This window comes from Betaproteobacteria bacterium, assembly GCA_009693245.1.
GTDB lineage: Bacteria > Pseudomonadota > Gammaproteobacteria > Burkholderiales > SHXO01 > SHXO01.
This window is the reverse complement of the sequence record SHXO01000017.1, coordinates 1-19,201: the sequence shown is the minus strand read 5'-3', so window position 1 is coordinate 19,201 and position 19,201 is coordinate 1. Positions and strand designations below refer to the sequence as shown.

The following is a 19,201-nucleotide window of genomic DNA, read 5'->3' as shown; positions in this document are numbered from 1 at the left end:
AACACCCATGAACGCAGCGCAAGTCGCACAGTATCTGGCGGAGCATCCCGAGTTCTTCGAAGAGCATATGGAATTGCTCTCCAACATCAAGCTCAAGCATCCGGGTGTTGGGCGTGCCATTCCGCTCGTGGAACGGCAAGTCATGAACCTGCGCGATAAGAGCCACAAACTCGAAGGCGCGTTGCGCGACTTGGTTAATTTTGGAGAGCAGAACGATCTCGCATCGGAGCGCATGCATCGCATGACCCTGGCCATGCTGGCCGCGCCGAACATGATCTCGTTGCTGCAAATCATCGACACTCACCTGCAGCAAGACTTTGGTCTTGACGCGAGCGCCGTGCGAGTGTGGGGAGGCGGAGAAGGCTCCATCGTGACGGAGCAGGACAGTGCAAACGAGCAGGCCGTGGTTTTTGGCGAAAGCCTCAAGGGCCCCCAATTAAGTGCTCAACCCTTGTTCGAGACGTCGCTCTGGTTCGGCGGCAAAGCCGCCGAACTGGCCTCCTATGCCTACGTGCCGCTACGCGCCGAAGAGCCTTTCGGCATGATGGTGTTGGCGAGTAAAGATCCCGCACGCTTCACTCCTGACATGGGCACGCTCTACATCCAGCGTCTGGGCGAATTAGTCAGCATGGCCCTGCGCCGCTTTCTGGAGTTCTAGATAATTTCGGAAGTACCGAACACTGCCTTGCGCGAGCTGTTTCTCGCCCACCTCGCCCACGAGCGTGCTTTAAGCCCGCACACGCAAGAGAGCTACGGCCGCGATATCGAGAAGCTATACAAGCTGGCCGGCGGCATGGACCTCAGGGAGGTCGCCACCCAACATATACGCCTATTCCTGGGCCGACTGCGCTCGCAACAGCTGGCCCCACGAAGCATGGCGCGAACCCTTTCGGCATGGCGAACCTTCTTTCGCTACCTGATCCGCGACCACGGTTTTACGCGCAATCCTTGCCAGGGCCTGCGCGCGCCCAAGGCCGGCAAGCGCCTGCCCAAATCCCTTTCTCCAGACGAAGCGAGCCGCCTGATGGAAATCGAAGCGGGCGATGACGTAGCCATCCGCGACCGGGCCATGCTTGAATTGTTCTACTCCTCGGGACTGCGTTTGTCGGAGCTGACCTCGCTCACCCTCGACCAACTTGGATTGGACGAAGGCATTGTTCGCGTCATAGGCAAGGGCAATAAGACGCGTATTGTCCCCGTGGGCACGCAAGCTCAAAGCGCTCTTCGAGATTGGCTGGTCATCCGGCCGCGTTTTTTGAAAACAGAAACCCGGTGCGTATTTTTAGGTTTGAGAGGCAAGGGCATCAGCCCCAGCACCGTCCAAGCGCGGCTGGCCTACTGGTCAAAGCAAACCGCGCTCGGCCGCCACGTACACCCGCACATGCTGCGCCACTCCTTCGCTTCCCACGTGTTGCAGTCAAGCGGCGATCTACGCGCCGTGCAAGAGATGCTGGGCCATGCCAGTATTTCGAGCACGCAGGTGTATACGCATTTGGATTTCCAACATCTCGCGAATGTTTACGACGCCGCTCATCCCAGAGCTAAGAAGAAGGGAGGGGTGCGGGGTGAGGGGTGAGGGGCGCGCGGACCTTGAAACTCGTAAAAACCTTCGAACGCTTCGGGCAAACGAGTGGGAAAGCTAATCAGTTCGGCGATTCAAGTTCGAACGACTGGAAAGTTTATGCCTGACTGTTGGCGGTTGCCAGTGATGGTAGGTTGGGCTGAACGTATCACGTGAAGCCCAACGATTTTGTCTCCGCCAAAATCTTCCGCCACGAAGAATCGCGAAGAGCGCCTGAGAGGGCACAAAGGAAACCTTGCGTTGCCGTTGGGCTTCATTACATTCAGCCCAACCTACCGGGCTGCAAAACCTTTATTACCACGGAACACACGAAATACACGGAAGAGGCAAAAAACAACGAGGCACTTTCCGTGTATTCCGTGGTTAACGCCTTTTTTCTCTTAGGGTCACGCCGTCCGCCAACTTCGAATCAACAAAAATGCCGCTGACCAATAAGCTGGAAAGCAGAGAGCGTTTAAGTCTCTTTGCCATAATCAAATTCCATTTATGACTATCCATTTCGTGGCCGGCAAACCGGACAACCTCCCAAGGCCCATACTTTAATCCGTGCGAGGGCAGGGCTAGCCTCGCCCGCTTATTCGCTAATTGCGCTTTCCGAATTAGTAGCCCCTCTCAGAAGTGTACGATTAAGCATCTTCAAGCAAAGGGTAAAGTGTGAGCACCGAGCCGGCGAAAGGCCAGACTGAATTCATCGTGGTGCGCCATGGCGAGACCGCGTGGAATGCCGAAGGGCGCATCCAAGGGCATTTGGACAGCCCGCTCAATGAGGAGGGGCTGGCTCAAGCGATTCTCGTCGGGGAACGGTTGAGGCGAGAGGCATTCGATGCCTTCTATTGCAGCGATCTGGGCCGCACGCGGCAGACCGCCCAGCCGCTGGCTGACCATAGCGGGAAGCGTCCTACGCTCCGCGCGGAATTGCGCGAGCGCCATCTGGGGATCTTTCAAGGCTTGACGGGCGCGGAGTGCGAGCGCAGATATCCGGAGGACTACCGCCGCTTCCATTCCCGCGATCCTGACCACGAAGTGCCGCGGGGCGAGAGCATTCGCCAGATGGTCAAGAGGGTGTCGGATTTCTTCACGGGGCTTTCCATTCGGCACGAGGGGCAGCGTATCGTGGTCATCACTCACGGCGGCATTCTCGATGCGCTGCATCGTTTCGTTCGCGGCATTCCGCTTGACAAGCCCCGCGACTTCCCCGTGTTCAACGCCAGTATCAACCGCGTGGCCTGTGCCAGTGGCGTCTGGTCAGAGTTGCAATGGGGAGACATCTCTCACCTCACGCGCGATGCGGCGTTGGATGATTTCTAAGTCTGGCTTCTCGGTATTGGCCCGCCTGGCGAACCGCGTTAGACTGCACCTCATGTTCCCGCGCATTCATCGGAATCGCTCGCTTCAGGCCTTGTTGCTGGCCGTGATACTGGTGGTGGCGCAGCTTGTCGCGCTGGGCCATGGAGTTGCGCACGTCGCGGCGCTGGCTGCCGGAGAAGACCCGGCTCTGCCCCACACTTTGATATGCGAGCAATGTAACCAGGCTTCCAATCTTGGCACGGGCATGCCGCCTGCGGCCTTCGTCTTCTTCGCGGCGCCATGTTTCGAGGTGCCGCCTGTACAGAACGACTCGGTATTCCGGGCGTGCACTCTTCCTCCGTTCTCCTCGCGCGCACCACCTGATTTCCTCTAGCTGGCCGCCACAGCGCCCGTGCCTTTGGCATGGGCGTGCCTATTCTTCTTGGTCTAGAGGAGACTCACCGTGAATTACAGACTCATCGCGATGGCTTCCGCCATCTCACTTTGCTTTCCATTGACCGGCAACGCGCAGGACGCGGAGCCCAGACCGAACCCCGCCGTTACGAATACCGTCCGTACGGGTGCTTCCGCCTTTAATCCCGCCATCTCGCTCATCCTGGATGGCAAGTACCGCTATCTGTCCAAGGATCCCGCCACCTGGCAATTGGGCGGGTTCATTCCCGGCGGAGAAGAAACAGGGCCGGGTGAGCGCGGTTTCGGTATCGGCGAATCAGAACTCACTTTGTCCGCGAACATCGACCCGTACTTTTCCGGTTATGTGGCGGTAGCCCTCTCCCCAGACGAACAAGTTTCAGTCGAGGAGGCCCATATCCAAAATGCCGGGGCACTACCGGGATTAACCATCAAGTTCGGGCGTTTCTTCACCTCGCTGGGATACCAAAACGAGCAACACGCCCACGCCTGGGATTTCAGCGATCTGCCCTTGCTTCACCAAGCGTTTTTCGGAGGGCAGTACTCCGACGACGGGATTCAGGTGCGCTACCTGGCCCCTACACTGCTTTTCTTGGAGATCGGAATCGAGGGCGGCCGCGGTTCGGGATTTCCCGGTTCTGACCAGAGAAAAAATGGCGGCAACGGCGCGGGCGCCTTTGTTCATATAGGCGGCGATGTTGGCGTGGGCCACAGCTACCGTGCCGGACTTTCCTTCAGGCAAGTGCGGGCCAAGGATCGTGCGTACAGGGACACGGATTCCGCCGGCACGGCTGTCACGAATGCATTCTCTGGCAAGAGCAAGCTGTGGGGCGCGGACTTCGTGTGGAAGTGGGCGCCCAACGGCGACCCGAGCGCGCATAACTTCAAATTTCAGGCGGAATATTTCCAGCGCAAGGAAAGCGGAGATCTCGCCTTCGACACGCTCAACGCCGGGCGGGGCGCTTCTTACGAAAGCAAGCAATCGGGCTGGAACGCGCAAGCTGTGTATCAGTTCATGCCGCGTTGGCGGGTGGGGGCGCGATACGACCAACTCGACAGCGGCGAGGTTGCCATCGGGATGGTGAACAACGGCACGCTCTCGGCCGCCGATTTTCCCGTCCTTGCGGCCCACGATCCCAGGCGGGTGAGCCTCATGGCGGACTTCTCGCCCTCGGAATTCTCGCGCCTGCGCTTGCAGTTCGCGCGCGACCAATCGCGTTTCGGCGAAACCGACAACCAGATCGTGCTTCAGTACATCATGAGCCTGGGTGCCCACGGCGCCCACAAGTTCTAACGGAGATCCCCAATGTTTAGAAGTCTTCATGTCGTTGTTTTCATCGTCGCCCTGGCCCCAATTCATGCCGCCAGGGCCGCGGTGAACGTCTTCGCCTGCGTCCCGGAATGGTCGGCATTGGTTCAGGAACTGGGCGGTGACAAGGTATCGGTGTATCAAGCCACCACCGCTTTACAGGACCCCCACCGGGTGGAAGCACGGCCTAGCCTCGTGGCCCGCATGCGCAACGCGGATCTGGTGGCCTGCACGGGCGCGGACTTGGAAGCGGGCTGGCTGCCGGTGTTGTTGCAAACCGCGGGCAACCGCAAAGTGCTGGCCGGGCAGCCTGGGCATTTCCTCGCCGCCGCGTTCGCGGACAAGCTGGAAATTCCCACCCGCCTCGACCGCGCGCAAGGCGACATACACCCCGAGGGAAATCCCCACATCCAGCTTGACCCGCATAACATCGCCAAGGTCGCGCAGGAGCTTTCCAAGCGGCTGGCACGAATCGATGCCGCCAATGCAGCCTATTACACGGCACGCGGCGCGGATTTTCAGCAGCGCTGGGCGCAAGCCGTCAAGCGCTGGGAACAAGATGCATCCGGCCTGAAAGGGCTGCGCGTGGTCGGTTACCACAAGGGCGCGAGCTATCTCCTGCATTGGCTGAGCATGAAGGAGGTCATGAATCTGGAGCCCAAACCTGGCATCCCGCCCACCGCCGGGCATTTATCGGAACTGCTGGAGAATCTGAAAACACAAGGCGCCGACATGATTCTGCGTATGGCGTATAACGATCCCAAGGCGCCGCAATGGCTGGCCGAGCGCACCAAACTCCCCGTCGTGGAGCTGCCCTTCACGGTTGGTGGCACCCCAGGGGCCAAGGATTTGTTCAGCCTCTTCGACGACACTCTCGCGCGCCTGCGCAAAGCCGCCGGGAAATAAACCGTGAACACCATCGATCTCACGATTCTGGCACCGGCGCTCCTCGCCGGACTGCTTGTCACGGCGACCCATGTGCCCCTGGGCATGCAAGTGCTCGCGCGCGGCATCGTGTTCATCGACATCGCCATCGCCCAGATCGCCGGGGCAGGCGTGATCGCCGCCGACCTATTCGGTTGGGAGCACCAAGGGTATGCCGTGCAACTTGCCGCCTTGGGGGCCGCGCTGCTAGGTGCCTTTTTTCTCACATGGACGGAGAAGCGCTGGCCCGATGCGCAGGAAGCCATCATCGGTTGCGTGTTCGTGCTCGCCGCGACGCTGGAGATCTTGTTGCTCGCGGGCAATCCGCACGCCGGAGAGCATCTGCGGGAATTGCTGATCGGCCAAATTCTATGGGTGAGCCCTGCGCAGCTCACTGGCGTCGCGGCGCTCACGGTGGCCGTGTGCGGCGTGTGGTTCGCCCTCGGCGAGGCGCGCGTGGGACGCATCGGTTTTTACGTGCTATTCGGGCTTGCGGTTACCGCATCCGTGCAGATGGTTGGGATCTATCTGGTGTTTGCCACGCTCATCATTCCGGCGCTCGCCACGCGTAATACCCCGCATCGCCGCATGCTTAAAACCTATGCCGTGAGCGTTGCCGGCTATGCCTTGGGGCTCGCCGTGTCCGCCGCCTCGGATTTGCCAACGGGTGCCGTGATCGTATGGGCCTTGGCCCTGACGGGAATCGCGTATAGCAGCCTTTGCGGGGCGAGGCCGGCGCGGGGATGATGTCCAGTCCTTAACCCGGCGTGGTTTCGTCCGCTATTCCAGTAGACTCGGTATCCTCGTTCCCGCACTGATTACCGCCGCCCCGTGGCCGACACCCTTTTATCCCGATCGCTCTCTCCCGCCGAACAGGCTGCGGTGCTTTTCGCCGAGGACCGGTTGGACGAAGTGCAAGCGCTCTTGACCCATGGCATAGCCGGGAAATCTGGTGAAGACTTATGGCGCATGGCGCTGGACCTGTTTCGCTTGCGCGCGGATAAGCAAGCCTTCCAGCATCTAGCCAAGCGCTGGAAGGCGGAGTTTGCGTCCGAACCGCCTCCTTGGGATCCCTTGGTGGATGAGGCAAAGTTACTTCCCGACCTGCGCCTGGGCGCGAAGGCTTGCGTGGAACTGGGGGGCGACATGGACCTCACCTCCGCCATCGCGCTGAACCGCGGGGGCTCCATGGAGCGTTCCGCGGTCATCAGGGTCGACGCGACCTGTTTACGAACGCTCGACCGGCAAGCGTGCAGCGTTCTATTCGATACGCTGAACCGGATGATTGAAGGGGGGATCGGTATATACCTGACCGGAGTGGCGCGATTGGTCCACTGCCATAGAGGCTTGATCGCCCACGACGCGGATTACCGCCCGGCGTGGGGGTTGCTCTTGCTGCTCGCCCGCATCAACGGGGACGAGCAGGAGCACACGCGCGTGGCGAAGGAGTATTTCTTGGCATTTGGCGCCTGGCCGGCGGAGTGGGAGCCCCTGGTGAGCCCAGTCGTTGGCGTTCCGGAAATCAAGGAAAAGCGCGGCGAGCCGCGTTACCAGGCGGGGCCGGAGATCCTTCGCCTCGGTGGAACGCTTCTGGGAGCGAAAGTTTTTCATCTGGCCGAGTTGCAAATGTTCGCGCTCTCCGGCAAATATGTGAATGTGGACATGTCACACTTGCACCGCATGGACGTGGCGGCTGCGCGCTCCTTCGTCAATGTGTGCGACGCTCTCGTCGCGCAAGGAAAGGTCGTTCGCCTGCTGCGCCAGCATAGTTTGATCATGACGCTATTGCGATTATTGGAAATCAATCCGATGGTCACCTTAACCGCGATCACCAAGAGTAACTCCACCGCCGTGAAGGCTGGGAAATAATCCCCGTGAGCGAAATCATGCACGGCACCACCATCTTGTCCGTCCGGCGCGGTAGCAATGTGGCCTTGGGCGGAGACGGCCAAGTGACCTTGGGCAACATCGTGTTGAAGGCCAGTGCCCGCAAGGTGCGGCGCCTGTATCACGAAAAAATTCTCGCGGGCTTCGCTGGCGGCACGGCGGACGCCTTTACCTTGTTCGAACGCTTCGAAGGAAAGTTGGAGAAGCACCAAGGCCATTTGCTGCGCTCCGCCGTGGAACTTGCCAAGGACTGGCGCACGGACCGCATATTGCGCCGGCTCGAAGCCATGCTCGCCGTGGCCGACGCCGAGAATTCCCTCATCATCACCGGCAGCGGCGACGTGCTGGAACCCGAGCTTGGCATCGTCGCCATAGGCAGCGGCGGCGCCTACGCCCAAAGCGCCGCGCGAGCATTGCTGGAAAATACCACGCTGCGCGCCGCCGACATCGTCAAGAAATCGCTGGAGATAGCGGGAGATATTTGCATCTATACGAATCAGTCGCATGTCATTGAAGAACTCGGTGAGGCGTGAAAGGTGAAGCGTGAAGGGTGAAACACCCCCGCGCATCACGTCTCACGCTTCACGTCTCACGCCTTTACAAAAGACATCCATGTCGGAAATGACCCCCCAGGAAATCGTCCATGAACTGGACAAACACATCGTTGGCCAAACGGCTGCCAAGCGCGCGGTGGCCATCGCGCTGCGCAACCGCTGGCGCCGCCAGCAGGTCCCCGAGCCACTGCGCCAGGAGATCACGCCGAAGAACATCTTGATGATCGGTCCCACGGGTGTGGGAAAGACCGAGATCGCGCGCCGTTTGGCCAAGCTCGCCAACGCGCCTTTCATCAAGGTGGAAGCCACCAAGTTCACCGAGGTCGGCTACGTGGGCCGGGACGTGGATACCATCATTCGCGATTTGGTGGAGTCCGCCATCAAGCAGGCGCGCGAGCAGGAAACCAAGAAGGTGCGCCGCCGCGCGGAGGATGTGGCCGAGGAGCGCATCCTCGACTTGTTATTGACGCCCGCGCGCGATGGCGGATTCGAAAGTGCCGAGGCTCGCGATGAGTCCGCCGCGGAGAACCCCACGCGGCAGAAGTTTCGCAAGAAGCTGCGCGAGGGCGAATTGGATGAACGCGATATCGAGATAGAAGTCGCGGCCGTGAGCCCGCACATGGAGATTCTGGCGCCTCCCGGCATGGAGGAGCTGACCACGCAGATTCAATCCATGTTCCAGAATATCGGCGGCCAGCGGCGGCGCGCGCGCAAGCTCAAGGTCCGCGATGCGCTCAAGATGCTCACCGACGAAGAAGCCGCCAAGCTGGTCAACGACGAGGATTTGAAGTCGCAAGCGCTGCGCAACGTGGAACAAAACGGCATCGTCTTTCTCGACGAGATCGACAAGATCACCAGCCGCTCCGAAAGCCATGGTGCCGATGTGTCGCGCCAAGGCGTACAGCGCGATTTGCTGCCGCTGGTGGAGGGCACCGCCGTCTCCACCAAGTACGGCATGATCAAGACCGATCACATCTTGTTCATCGGCAGCGGCGCCTTTCACCTATCCAAGCCCTCGGATCTCATTCCAGAACTACAGGGCCGCTTTCCCATTCGCGTCGAGTTGAACCCGTTGTCGGTGGAAGATTTCGAGCGCATTCTCACCAGCACCGATGCCTGCTTGACGCGCCAGTACGAGGCGCTGTTGGAGACCGAAGGGGTCAAGCTCGATTTTCAATCCGGAGGTATCAAACGCCTTGCCCAAATCGCCTGGCAAGTGAACGAGAAGACCGAGAACATAGGAGCGCGCCGCCTTTACACGGTGATGGAAAAGCTGCTGGAGGAAGTGTCCTTCGATGTCTCGAAGTTCCAAGCTCAAGCCGTCAAACTCGATGCCGATTATGTGGATGGCCGTCTCAAGGCTCTCGCGAGCAGCGAGGACCTTGCACGGTACGTCTTGTAAGGGCTGTCATGGCGAATGCCATGCCCCGAAAGGTATATCCATAGAATAGGCCCTGGCCATGCAGGAACGACAAACTTATCATCTCGAAGTCAACCCGCGTGTGCCGCGCAAACTCGCGCGGCTAGAAGAGTTGGCGAACAACCTCTGGTATAGCTGGGACCGGCCCACGCGAACCATGTTTGCCCGGCTTCACCCTGGCTTGTGGGATGCCATAGGCCACAGCCCGAAGGCCTTTTTGCGGCGGCTGGACGAGAGGCGGCTGAACGAAGCCGCCGAGGATCCGGTGTTTCTGCGCAATTACCAGCGCGTGCTCTCCACCTACGATGCCTATCACGGCGAGGCCGCGCCCAAGTCCACCACGGAAGCCCTGGGGCGCGACGATCTCATCGCCTACTTCTGCGCGGAGTTTGGATTCCACGAAAGTTTCCCCATTTATTCTGGCGGCTTGGGTATCTTGGCGGGAGATCACTGCAAGACGGCAAGCGATCTGCATTTACCCTTCGTGGGCGTGGGCTTGCTCTACCGCCAAGGCTATTTCACGCAGACCATCGATTCGGAAGGCGTGCAAAAAGCGGTGTATCCCTATTCCGAGTTCGAGGCCTTGCCAGTCACGCCCGTCCTCGCCACCAACGGCGCCGAACTCAAGATCGCCGTGGATTTTCCTGGGCGCCAGGTATCGTGCAAGGTATGGCGGGCACGCTGCGGGCATGTGAACCTTTATCTCCTCGACACGGATCTTCCGGAGAACGACGAGCACAGCCGCCACATTACCCACCAGTTGTACGGGGGCGATCGGACCATGCGCATCGAGCAGGAGATCATTCTCGGCATAGGCGGAGTGCGGGCACTGGAAGCTCTGAACATTCAGCCCACGGCATGGCATATGAACGAAGGGCACGCCGCCTTCCTGGTGCTTGAGCGCATGCGGCAAATGGCCAGCCTGGGCATGGACCTGCCTGGCGCGCTGGAGGCCGTCGCGGCGAACTCGGTTTTCACCACCCACACGCCCGTGCCCGCGGGCCACGATTATTTCGCGCAAGACGTCATGTGGCATTACTTCGAAAAACTGTGCGGGCAGATGAACATGTCGCGCGACGAATTGCGCGACTTGGGGCGAGTCCACAACGTGCACGATTTCAACATGACCGCGCTCGCCATCAATTGCTCGCGCTTTCACAACGGTGTGAGCCGCATACATGGCGTCGTGTCGTCAAATATCTGCGCGGGCCATTGGCCGCAGATCGATGCGAAAGACAACCCCATGAGTTACGTCACCAACGGGGTGCACGTGCAGACTTGGCTGGCGCAGGAATGGGCGGACCAGTTCGAGAAGTACCTGGGATTCGACTGGACCCGCCACCTGACCGATCCGGAATTCTGGGAGCGTATCGATGCCATCCCCGACCAGTTGTTTTGGAGCGTGCGCCAAACGCTGAAAGCGCAGATGCTCAAGGTCGTCCGCCAGCGAATCACCAGCCAGCATCTGCGCAACCGGGGCTCGCAGGCGCACCTGGACCGCTTGCTCAAGTTCGCGGATATGGACCATCCGAAGGTTCTCACCATCGGATTCGCGCGCCGCTTCGCTACCTACAAGCGCGCCGGTCTCATCTTCGAGAACCTGGATTGGTTACGCCAGATCCTGTGCAACGACGAAAAACCCGTTCTTTTCCTTTTTGCCGGCAAGGCTCACCCCGCGGACCGGCCAGGGCAGGACATCATTCGCCGCATCTCGGAGATCTCCAAGCACCCGGAGTTCGAGGGCCGCATGCTTCTGGTGGAAGACTACGACATGCGGCTCGCCCGCTTCCTGGTCTCGGGGGTGGACGTGTGGCTCAATAACCCGGTCTATCCCCTGGAGGCAAGCGGTACTTCCGGCATGAAGGCGGGCATCAACGGCACCTTGAACCTCAGCGTGCTCGATGGCTGGTGGGATGAAGGTTACGACGGCCATAACGGATGGGCCATCAAGCCCGTCGCGGAGAACGCGGACGAAGCCAAGCGCAACGCGGAGGAATCGAAATCCCTTTACGAGCTGCTGCAAGACCAGGTCATTCCCACCTATTACGGCCGCAACGACATGGGCTATTCGCCTAACTGGGTACGCATGGCCAAGCGCTCCATGGCGACCCTCATGCCGCGTTTCAGTTCCACGCGCATGCTGACGGAGTACCTGCAAAACTTCTACGTCCCCGCCACACGGCAGGGCGCGCTCCTGCATGGCGGCGATTTTCAGGGCGCGAAGGAACTCGCCGCCTGGAAGGCGAGGGTGCGCAAGGGCTGGTCAGACGTGCAAATTCGCCGCCTGGATACGCCACGGCGCAACATCTGGTTCAGCGAATCCATGTCCATGGAAGTGGCCGTGCAACTCAATGGGTTGCGGCCCGAGGACGTGACGGTGGAAGTCATGGTTCAACGCGATACCTCCGAAGCGCACCTGCAAGTCAAGAGCGGCTACCCGCTGACATGCCTGGAAGGAACCACCGATCGCGGCGAACACCGCTTCAGGTTCGATTTCACGCCTGGCATGTGCGGCAAGCTGGAATACAGTGTGCGCGTGTACCCTCACCATGAGTTGCTCGCCAATCCCTTCGAAATGGGAATGATGCGCTGGTTGTAATCCGTTGCTGGATCTTTCACCCTCGCGGATACAACGCTTAAGCGCGGCCCTGTATGGCCAGGGATGGTGCGTCGTGCCGTCGGCCATGCCGTCAGAGCAAGTGGAGCAGCTAAGAACCTACGCCCGCGAGCGCTGGCAAACCGGGGCCTTCACGGCGGGAGGTATCGGGCGCAAGCGGGAAGCCAACGCGTCCGTGCGCGCAGACTCCATCTGCTGGGTGGACGCGGACGAACCAGCGCTGAGTTCGCTGTTCTCCGGGTTCGAGACTCTACGGCTCGCGCTTAACGAACAGCTCTACCTCGGGCTGTTTGAATTCGAAGCGCATCTCACCCGCTACGCGCCGGGTGCTCATTACGCCCGCCACCTGGACCGCTTCAGCGATGGCTCCGCGCATGTTGTATCGTGCATTCTTTATCTCAACGAAGCGTGGCAGCCAGCCGATGGTGGCCAACTGCGGATGTATCCAGGCCGCGAACAGGATGACTGCGTGGATGTGTTGCCAGAAGGTGGCACGCTGGTGGCTTTTCTGAGCGGCCGCATCCATCACGAAGTGCTTCCCGCCACGCGCGAACGCTGGAGCTTCACGGGGTGGTTTAAAGTACGTGCTTAGCGCCAGTCCCCATCCGTCCATCGCAGGAGGAATACGTGGCCTCACCGCTCAGACCGCTTATTTCATCGCTCGGGACGCGCACGGCGTTGTCGTTCGAAACTACTTTCGCCGACGGTTCGGTCCATCGTAACCGCGCGGAAGACCACGCGCTGAAGTTGCGATTCAACTCCCTGCTCGGAGAATTGCGTGCGCTAGCCCAAGGTCATGTGGGATTCCTGGAGGCCTATTTCGACGGCCAGCTCGATGTGGACGGAGACTTCGCGCTGCCCTTTCGCATCGCCTTCGAGAGCGGGTTCGAAAGCCGGCGCAATCCCCTGGTGTGGATACGCAACCAGTGGCACGAGTTGCGGTACTCGAACCGCCGGATGAAACAAGCCAAGAACAATGCGCGCTTTCACTACTGCTTGGGAGAAGATTTCTACGGTCAATGGCTAGACCGGGATCTCATGATGTACACCTGCGCCTATTGGAAGGAAGGCGCCACGAACCTGGAAGAGGCCCAGCGCAACAAGGGGGAGCATGTGTGCAAGAAGGTGCGGTTGCGGCCGGGGGACAGCGTGGTGGATATCGGCTGCGGCTTTGGCGGCTTCATGTTTCACGCGCGCCAACATCACGGCGCGCGGGTCACGGGCCTGAACAACGCCAGCGAGCAAGTACCTTGGCTGCGCGATGAAATCTCCCGCCGCGGGATGAACGATTCCCTGAGCGTGCGCGAAGCGGATTTTCGAGAGGTGGATAAAGAGTACGACAAAGTCGTTTCCATCGGCGTCCTGGAACACGCCGGCCGCGACCAGTTGGAGGAAGTGGTGCAGGCGCACGCGCGGTTTCTTAAACGCGGCGGCCTCGGAATGCTCCATTTCATCGGTCACGTGGGCGTTCGGGATACGGAGTTCTACATCCGGAAGCATGTGTTTCCGGGCGGCTGGATCCCCAGCTTGTCCGAAACCCTGGCGGCCATGGAGGCCTGCGGACTGGAAGTGCTGGACGTGGAGAATTTACGGCGGCACTACGCCCATACCCTCGATGCCTGGGCCGAACGCTTCGATAGCCACTGGCCGAGAATTCAGGCGCTCAACACGCGGCGGTTCAATGAGCGTTTTCGCCGCGTGTGGCGCACGTACTTGTACTCGTGCGCGGAGATGTTCAGATCTCCGCGCAGCAACACCGGTCTGTTCCAGATCGTATTCAGCAAAGGCAATGTCGCGCGCAACGCCTATCCCATGAGCCGTTTCTTTTTGTACGCCGAAGATACTGCTTCCTCCCATGCGCCCGTTCCGGAAGAGGCAACCGCGAAGTGACCTCCCACGCCCAACGCCGGGAGCGATTGGTGCGCGATATGGTGGCGGCCCGCGGGCCCGTGGGCCTCGATAAACGAACCCCCAATCTTTTCCGCGACCGCGCGGCAGCGAGCAAGCACCGTTTGGACGTGCGCGACTTTCATCACGTTCTCGGGGTCAACAAGGAGGAGGGCTGGATCGAGGCGGAAGGCATGACCCCTTACGATGCTCTCGTGGCCGCGAGCCTCCCCCAAGGCGTGATGCCGGCCGTGGTGCTGCAACTCAAATCCATCACCTTGGGCGGTGCCGTGGCAGGCGTGGGCATCGAGTCCTCGGCCTTCAAGTACGGTTTGGTGCATGAAACAGTTCAGGAAATGGACGTGTTGCTATCCAATGCCGAGGTCGTGCTATGTACGCCAGAAAACGAGCATCGCGACCTCTTCCTTGGGCTGCCCAACTCCTACGGGACCCTGGGGTATGCGTTGCGGGTGCGCGCGAAGGCGGTTCCCGTGAAGGCTTTCGTGCGCACCGAATACCGCCGCTACCAAGATTCGGAACATTTCTTTCGCGACCTGGGAGCCGCATGCCAAGAAGACACCGATTTCCTCGATGGCGTGGTGTTCGGCGGCAGTGAAATGGTGCTGTGCAGGGGCCGCTTTTGCGAGCAGGCTCCCTACAGCAGCGATTACACCTTCGAGCACATCTACTACCGCTCCTTGCTAAACCGCGAAGAGGACTACTTGCGCACCGAGGATTACCTTTGGCGCTGGGACACGGATTGGTTTTGGTGCTCGAAGAATTTTGGCGCCCAGCAACCCCTAGTGCGCCGGCTGCTGGGCCGCCGGCGCTTGAATTCGCGTTTCTACACCCAGGTCATGCGCTGGAACAGCCGCTGGCGCGTGACTCAGCGCTTGGATCGTCTGACGGGCATGCACCGCGAATCCGTCATCCAAGACGTGGATATCCCCTTGGAACATTGCGCGGAGTTTCTCGCCTTCTTGATGAAAGAGACCGGCATCCTGCCCGTCTGGATATGCCCCGTCCGGGTGTACGATTCCCGCCGCCGCTACCCGCTGTTTCCCATGCAAGCGGGCGTCACCTACGTGAATTTCGGCTTCTGGGACGTGGTGCGCACGCGCGAGCCGTTTGCGCACGGGCACCACAACCGTTTGATCGAGGGCGAAGTGGCGCGTCTAGACAGCATCAAGTCCTTGTACTCGGACATCTACTTCACCGAAGAGGAGTTTTGGCGGAGCTACGACCGCCACGCCTACGAGCAACTCAAATCGCGCTACGATCCAGTGCGCTTACTTCCCGGTCTTTTTGAAAAATGCGTCCTGCGGCACTGAACGAACTCGAACTCACCGGGCGTGCCCGCACGCACATCACGCAACTCGATGAGCCGCGCTGCGCCTTGCATCACGGCGTGGTCCAACCTTTCCTGGCGATGCGCGCCGAAGCCGCGCGGGAGGGTATTGACTTGCGCCCCTATAGCAGCTTTCGTGACTTCGATACCCAGGTGCTGATCTGGAATCGCAAGTTTCGCGGCGAGCGCACGCTTTATAGCCGTGACGGGCAAGTCATGGACGCCTCGGCGCTTACAGATGAGCAGAAGATCGATGCGATCCTCGTCTGGTCAGCGCTGCCCGGCACCAGCCGGCATCACTGGGGTACGGAAATAGACGTGTACGACCATGCTTCCATGCCCGAATCCTACCGCGTGCAATTGATTCCCGAAGAGTATGCGCCTGACGGAATATTCGGCAGGCTCTCGCAATGGCTTGGCGCGAATCTGGATCGCTTCGGTTTCTTTCGCCCTTACGACCAGGAACGCGGCGGCATATCGCCCGAGCCCTGGCACATCAGCTACGCGCCGGCTTCCACGCTCGCGCAAGCTGCTCTAACCGGTGACGTGGTGGCGCAAGCCCTCCAGGCGGCGGATCTCCTGGGCCTGGATTTGGTTCTGCGATCCTTGCCCGCTCTCATGCGCCAATACGTGGCGAACGTGGCGCAACCTTCGGCCACCGTACTCGCTCACATTTCACCCCAGCCCGCGGCGTAGCGCATCCATGCCCACTATTTTTTCTCACGTCTTGGCGAGCGCCGCCATCGGGACTGCGGTATTACCGCGTGGCCTCGGCATCAAACCTGTCCTTATCGGCATGACGTGCGCCATCATTCCCGACCTCGATGTGCTCGCCTTTTCGCTGGGCATTCCTTACTCGCACCCGTTCGGGCACCGGGGGTTTACCCATTCCCTCGTATTCGCGGCGCTGCTGGCCTTCGCCGCGCTATGGGTTTTCTACCGGGAACCCATGTGGGCGCGCTACCGGCGGAGTCTCTGCGCATTTCTGCTGCTGTGCGTGGCTTTCCATGGTGTGCTCGATGCGCTCACCAACGGAGGGTTGGGCGTGGCGTTTTTCTGGCCCATCGATCACGGACGTTATTTCTTTCCGGTCACGCCCATCAAAGTCTCGCCCATCGGCGCGGGATTTTTTTCCGATCGCGGTTTGGAGACGATTTACAGCGAACTAGTCTGGGTAGGAATACCCAGTGCCCTGATCATCGCCTTCTGCGCCGTGCGCCATCGCAAGAGAGATTTTTGAAGTATCTTACCCTCCGTGCCGCGTCCGCGCAGTGAAGTTTATAACTTGAAAAACCACGTCATCAGCGAGCGCCTTCTCGTCGTCATCTTGGCGAGTGTCCAGTTCACGCACATCATGGATTTCATGGTGCTGATGCCCCTGGGCCCGCAGTTGATGCGCGTGCTTCACATCGGCGCGCGCGAATTCGGTTTCTTGGTGGCGGCCTATACCTTGAGCGCGGCGCTCTCGGCATTGCTGACGGCGTTCTACATAGACCGCTTCGATCGCAAGCGAGCCTTGCTCTTTCTTTACGCCGGATTCGTGGTGTCCACACTGCTATGCGGTTTTGCTGCTGGTTATGGGACGTTGCTGGCCGCGCGCATCGTCGCCGGCGCCTTTGGCGGCGTGGCGGGTGCGGTGGTCCATGCCATCCTCGGAGACGCTATTCCGCAAGAAAGGCGCGGCGCCGCCACCGGCGCGGTGATGTCCGCATTCTCCATCGCCGCCGTCGCGGGAGTTCCCACCGGGCTCTTCCTCGCCAACCAGTTCCAGTGGCGCGCCCCTTTTCTGTTTCTCGCCGCCGTGTCCTCGCTCGTCCTGTTCGGCGTGTGGAGGACCGTCCCGCAAATGCGTGCGCATATGCGGGAGGGAAGGTCCGCCACAAAAGCCTTGCAACAAATGCGCACCGTGTTCGCGGATGCGAATCACCGCCGCGCCTTGGCGTTGCCCGCCATGCTCGTGTTCGGGGGATTTTCCGTCATCCCGTTCTTGAGCCCATATGCGGTGAGCAACGTCGGGATCAAGGAGAGCGACTTGCCCTACATCTACTTTTTCGGCGGGCTGGCCACCGCTTTCACTTCGCGCTTCATCGGCCGCCTGTCGGACCGTCATGGCAAGCGCGAAGTATTCGCCGTCGTTGCTATCCTCTCGCTAATCCCGCTGGTGACGGTCACCAATCTTCCTCCCGTGCCGCTTTGGCTCATGCTTTGCAGCAGCACCTTGTTTTTCATATTCGTCTCCGGCCGCTTCGTCCCGGCCATGGCGCTGGTGAACGCCAGCGCGCAACCGAGCATGCGCGGCAGCTTGATGAGTTTTAATACGGCCCTCCAACACTTCTCATCAGGGTTGGCCTCGCTCTGCGGGGGATTCATCGTCTGCCACACTGACACCGGCGCCCTCACGCGCTACTGGGTGGTGGGTTTGATCGCGGTGGCCTGCACGCTGGCCGGAATTCGGATTGCGTGGGGTATTCGGCCGGTGTCGTAGCGGGTCCCGCCCCTTCCATTCGCGGACTTGACCACCTGCGATAGCGGGTAGTACGATTTCATGTATCTCAAATGTAATACTATTCTTTTCATGGCAATTTCCCTGCGAGTTCCCGAAGACGTAAAGACCCGTATCGCCAAACTAGCCAAAGCTCGCGAGGTTACCCCGCACGCCTTCATGCTCGAAGCGATCCGCGAGAAGATAGAGGATGAAGAAGCGCGCGCCGTATTTCAGGCTGAAGCCGCTCGCAGACTGGCCAAGATGAAGAAGGCGGGAGTAGGTATTCCCGCAAAGGAGGTCTTTGAGTATTTTTCGCGCCTGGCAAAGGGCGAAACTCCCGTAAGGCCAAAGCCACGCAAACTGCCGTGATCGTCTTTGCCGAAGAAGCGCTGGCCGATATAGAGCGCATCTTCGAATTCAACTTCGAGCGCGATCCGGAAACGGCCCTGGACCACGTAGAAAACATTCGAACCGCGACACTCGTCCTGGAGCAGCATCCCCAGATTGGCCGGCTTATTCGTAGCGTGGGCGGCGCAGCCGCTGGCCGGCCTCGCCCAATGCTCCGAGAGTTGGTTATTTCGCAAGGCAAGACAGGATACGTCGCGCTCTACGAATACTCGCAGGTGGAAAAGTTGGTTCGCGTAGTCTCCATTCGTCATCAGCGGGAGGCTGGCTACCGAGGGCGGTGACGGTACGAGAAGAAGTTCCACACCCTGTGGTCGCTGCCGTACTCTAGCGAACATGGGTCCCGGCGAAGCGGTGCGCCGGCACGTACGACACTTTCGGGAGAACAGTGGTGGTGTCGTCTTTCGCGGACTGGCTGCGCCAATACGGCCTAGAGCAATACGCGTCCGTGTTCGCCGAGAATGATGTTGACTTCGCGGTGGCGCGCAAGCTGACCGAGGCGGATCTTAAAGATCTCGGTCTGACTTTAGGCCATCGCAAGCGATTTCTCGAAGCGGTGGAAACGCTCGGCGCTCCGCCCGCACTCGATCCGGCGATGAACGAAGTCATTGCCGAAGCCGAACGCCGCCAGCTCACAATCATGTTCTGCGGCTTGGTCGGCTCGACCGCGCTCGCGCAGCAGCTCGATCCGGAGGCGTTGCGCGACTTAATGAAGCAGTACCAGCAGGCGTGCCGAAGCGTTATCGAGAAGTACGAAGGCCACGTGACGCAGTATTTGGGCGATGGGTTGATGGTCTACTTCGGATTTCCGCGCGCGCATGAGGACGATGCGGAGCGGGCGGTGAGATCGGCGTTGGAGATCGTGGGTGCGGTGAAGAAAGCCGCGGCGCCAGCCCCACTTTGCGTGCGCGTTGGCATCGCCACCGGCCCGGTCGTGGTGGGCGAAACCGGTGGCGGCGATGCCTCCATACCCAAGCTTGCTGTCGGGGAAACCCCTAACCTTGCGGCGCGGCTGCAGGGATTAGCCTCAGCAGACGAAATCGTGATCTCAGCCTCAACCCACC

Annotated in this window: 20 protein-coding genes; all 20 read left to right on the top strand. The window is 60.2% G+C overall.

Annotation, left to right across the window (positions count from 1 at the left end; translation table 11 throughout):
- The first annotated feature begins 7 nt into the window (after positions 1–7).
- Complete coding sequence (locus tag EXR36_04520) at positions 8–658, top strand: DUF484 family protein (protein MSQ58910.1); 651 nt, start codon at positions 8–10, stop codon at positions 656–658.
- Positions 659–661: 3 nt separating this feature from the next.
- Entirely contained in the window at positions 662–1,576 is a 915-nt protein-coding gene (gene xerC / locus EXR36_04515) for a tyrosine recombinase XerC (protein MSQ58909.1), read from the top strand.
- A 660-nt stretch (positions 1,577–2,236) separates the two neighbouring features.
- Positions 2,237–2,890, top strand: coding sequence for a histidine phosphatase family protein (locus EXR36_04510; GenBank protein ID MSQ58908.1), 654 nt, complete (start codon positions 2,237–2,239; stop codon positions 2,888–2,890).
- Positions 2,880–3,263 (top strand): hypothetical protein, encoded by a 384-nt coding sequence (locus EXR36_04505; GenBank protein MSQ58907.1) that lies wholly within the window; start codon positions 2,880–2,882, stop codon positions 3,261–3,263. Before EXR36_04510 ends, EXR36_04505 begins: the two co-directional genes overlap by 11 nt.
- A 69-nt stretch (positions 3,264–3,332) precedes the next feature.
- The gene (locus EXR36_04500; GenBank protein MSQ58906.1) at positions 3,333–4,595 is read left to right on the top strand and encodes a hypothetical protein; all 1,263 of its coding nucleotides are present in this window, start codon (positions 3,333–3,335) and stop codon (positions 4,593–4,595) included.
- 12 nt (positions 4,596–4,607) lie between these two features.
- Positions 4,608–5,516, top strand: coding sequence for a zinc ABC transporter substrate-binding protein (locus EXR36_04495; protein ID MSQ58905.1), 909 nt, complete (start codon positions 4,608–4,610; stop codon positions 5,514–5,516).
- A gap of 12 nt (positions 5,517–5,528) precedes the next feature.
- Positions 5,529–6,281 carry a metal ABC transporter permease gene (locus EXR36_04490; protein MSQ58904.1) on the top strand — a complete coding sequence of 251 codons (753 nt, stop codon included), beginning with the start codon at positions 5,529–5,531 and terminating at the stop codon, positions 6,279–6,281.
- A gap of 84 nt (positions 6,282–6,365) precedes the next feature.
- Complete coding sequence (locus EXR36_04485; GenBank protein ID MSQ58903.1) at positions 6,366–7,403, top strand: hypothetical protein; 1,038 nt, start codon at positions 6,366–6,368, stop codon at positions 7,401–7,403.
- Between the two features lie 17 nt (positions 7,404–7,420).
- Positions 7,421–7,954 (top strand): ATP-dependent protease subunit HslV, encoded by a 534-nt coding sequence (gene hslV / locus EXR36_04480; protein ID MSQ58902.1) that lies wholly within the window; start codon positions 7,421–7,423, stop codon positions 7,952–7,954.
- A 79-nt stretch (positions 7,955–8,033) separates the two neighbouring features.
- Positions 8,034–9,377: an ATP-dependent protease ATPase subunit HslU gene (hslU, locus tag EXR36_04475; GenBank protein ID MSQ58901.1), complete on the top strand. Its 1,344-nt coding sequence runs from the start codon at positions 8,034–8,036 to the stop codon at positions 9,375–9,377.
- 58 nt (positions 9,378–9,435) lie between these two features.
- Positions 9,436–11,994: a glycosyltransferase family 1 protein gene (locus EXR36_04470; protein ID MSQ58900.1), complete on the top strand. Its 2,559-nt coding sequence runs from the start codon at positions 9,436–9,438 to the stop codon at positions 11,992–11,994.
- A gap of 73 nt (positions 11,995–12,067) precedes the next feature.
- Positions 12,068–12,604: a 2OG-Fe(II) oxygenase gene (locus EXR36_04465; protein ID MSQ58899.1), complete on the top strand. Its 537-nt coding sequence runs from the start codon at positions 12,068–12,070 to the stop codon at positions 12,602–12,604.
- A gap of 35 nt (positions 12,605–12,639) precedes the next feature.
- Complete coding sequence (locus tag EXR36_04460; GenBank protein MSQ58898.1) at positions 12,640–13,902, top strand: class I SAM-dependent methyltransferase; 1,263 nt, start codon at positions 12,640–12,642, stop codon at positions 13,900–13,902.
- 38 nt (positions 13,903–13,940) lie between these two features.
- The gene (locus tag EXR36_04455; protein MSQ58897.1) at positions 13,941–15,230 is read left to right on the top strand and encodes an FAD-binding oxidoreductase; all 1,290 of its coding nucleotides are present in this window, start codon (positions 13,941–13,943) and stop codon (positions 15,228–15,230) included.
- Positions 15,212–15,943, top strand: a complete 732-nt coding sequence (locus EXR36_04450; protein MSQ58896.1) for a D-alanyl-D-alanine carboxypeptidase family protein — start codon at positions 15,212–15,214, stop codon at positions 15,941–15,943. Before EXR36_04455 ends, EXR36_04450 begins: the two co-directional genes overlap by 19 nt.
- Before the next feature lie 7 nt (positions 15,944–15,950).
- Complete coding sequence (locus tag EXR36_04445; GenBank protein ID MSQ58895.1) at positions 15,951–16,487, top strand: metal-dependent hydrolase; 537 nt, start codon at positions 15,951–15,953, stop codon at positions 16,485–16,487.
- A 45-nt stretch (positions 16,488–16,532) separates the two neighbouring features.
- On the top strand, positions 16,533–17,732 hold the full coding sequence (locus EXR36_04440; protein ID MSQ58894.1) for an MFS transporter: 1,200 nt from the start codon (positions 16,533–16,535) through the stop codon (positions 17,730–17,732).
- 60 nt (positions 17,733–17,792) lie between these two features.
- Positions 17,793–18,101 (top strand): ribbon-helix-helix protein, CopG family, encoded by a 309-nt coding sequence (locus tag EXR36_04435; GenBank protein MSQ58893.1) that lies wholly within the window; start codon positions 17,793–17,795, stop codon positions 18,099–18,101.
- Positions 18,098–18,421, top strand: coding sequence for a type II toxin-antitoxin system RelE/ParE family toxin (locus EXR36_04430; protein ID MSQ58892.1), 324 nt, complete (start codon positions 18,098–18,100; stop codon positions 18,419–18,421). Before EXR36_04435 ends, EXR36_04430 begins: the two co-directional genes overlap by 4 nt.
- Positions 18,422–18,525: 104 nt before the next feature.
- Positions 18,526–19,201, top strand: a 676-nt coding sequence (locus tag EXR36_04425; GenBank protein MSQ58891.1) for a hypothetical protein, incomplete at its 3' end; no start/stop codon positions are given.

Bases quoted from the DNA above. Each gene is read 5' to 3' on its own strand.
- EXR36_04520 (MSQ58910.1), top strand. From the start codon at position 8: ATGAACGCAGCGCAAGTCGCACAGTATCTGGCGGAGCATCCCGAGTTC.
- EXR36_04470 (MSQ58900.1), top strand. From the start codon at position 9,436: ATGCAGGAACGACAAACTTATCATCTCGAAGTCAACCCGCGTGTGCCG.
- EXR36_04505 (MSQ58907.1), top strand. From the start codon at position 2,880: ATGATTTCTAAGTCTGGCTTCTCGGTATTGGCCCGCCTGGCGAACCGC.
- EXR36_04435 (MSQ58893.1), top strand. From the start codon at position 17,793: ATGTATCTCAAATGTAATACTATTCTTTTCATGGCAATTTCCCTGCGA.
- EXR36_04450 (MSQ58896.1), top strand. From the start codon at position 15,212: ATGCGTCCTGCGGCACTGAACGAACTCGAACTCACCGGGCGTGCCCGC.
- hslU (MSQ58901.1), top strand. From the start codon at position 8,034: ATGTCGGAAATGACCCCCCAGGAAATCGTCCATGAACTGGACAAACAC.
- hslV (MSQ58902.1), top strand. From the start codon at position 7,421: ATGCACGGCACCACCATCTTGTCCGTCCGGCGCGGTAGCAATGTGGCC.
- EXR36_04445 (MSQ58895.1), top strand. From the start codon at position 15,951: ATGCCCACTATTTTTTCTCACGTCTTGGCGAGCGCCGCCATCGGGACT.
- EXR36_04455 (MSQ58897.1), top strand. From the start codon at position 13,941: ATGGTGGCGGCCCGCGGGCCCGTGGGCCTCGATAAACGAACCCCCAAT.
- EXR36_04495 (MSQ58905.1), top strand. From the start codon at position 4,608: ATGTTTAGAAGTCTTCATGTCGTTGTTTTCATCGTCGCCCTGGCCCCA.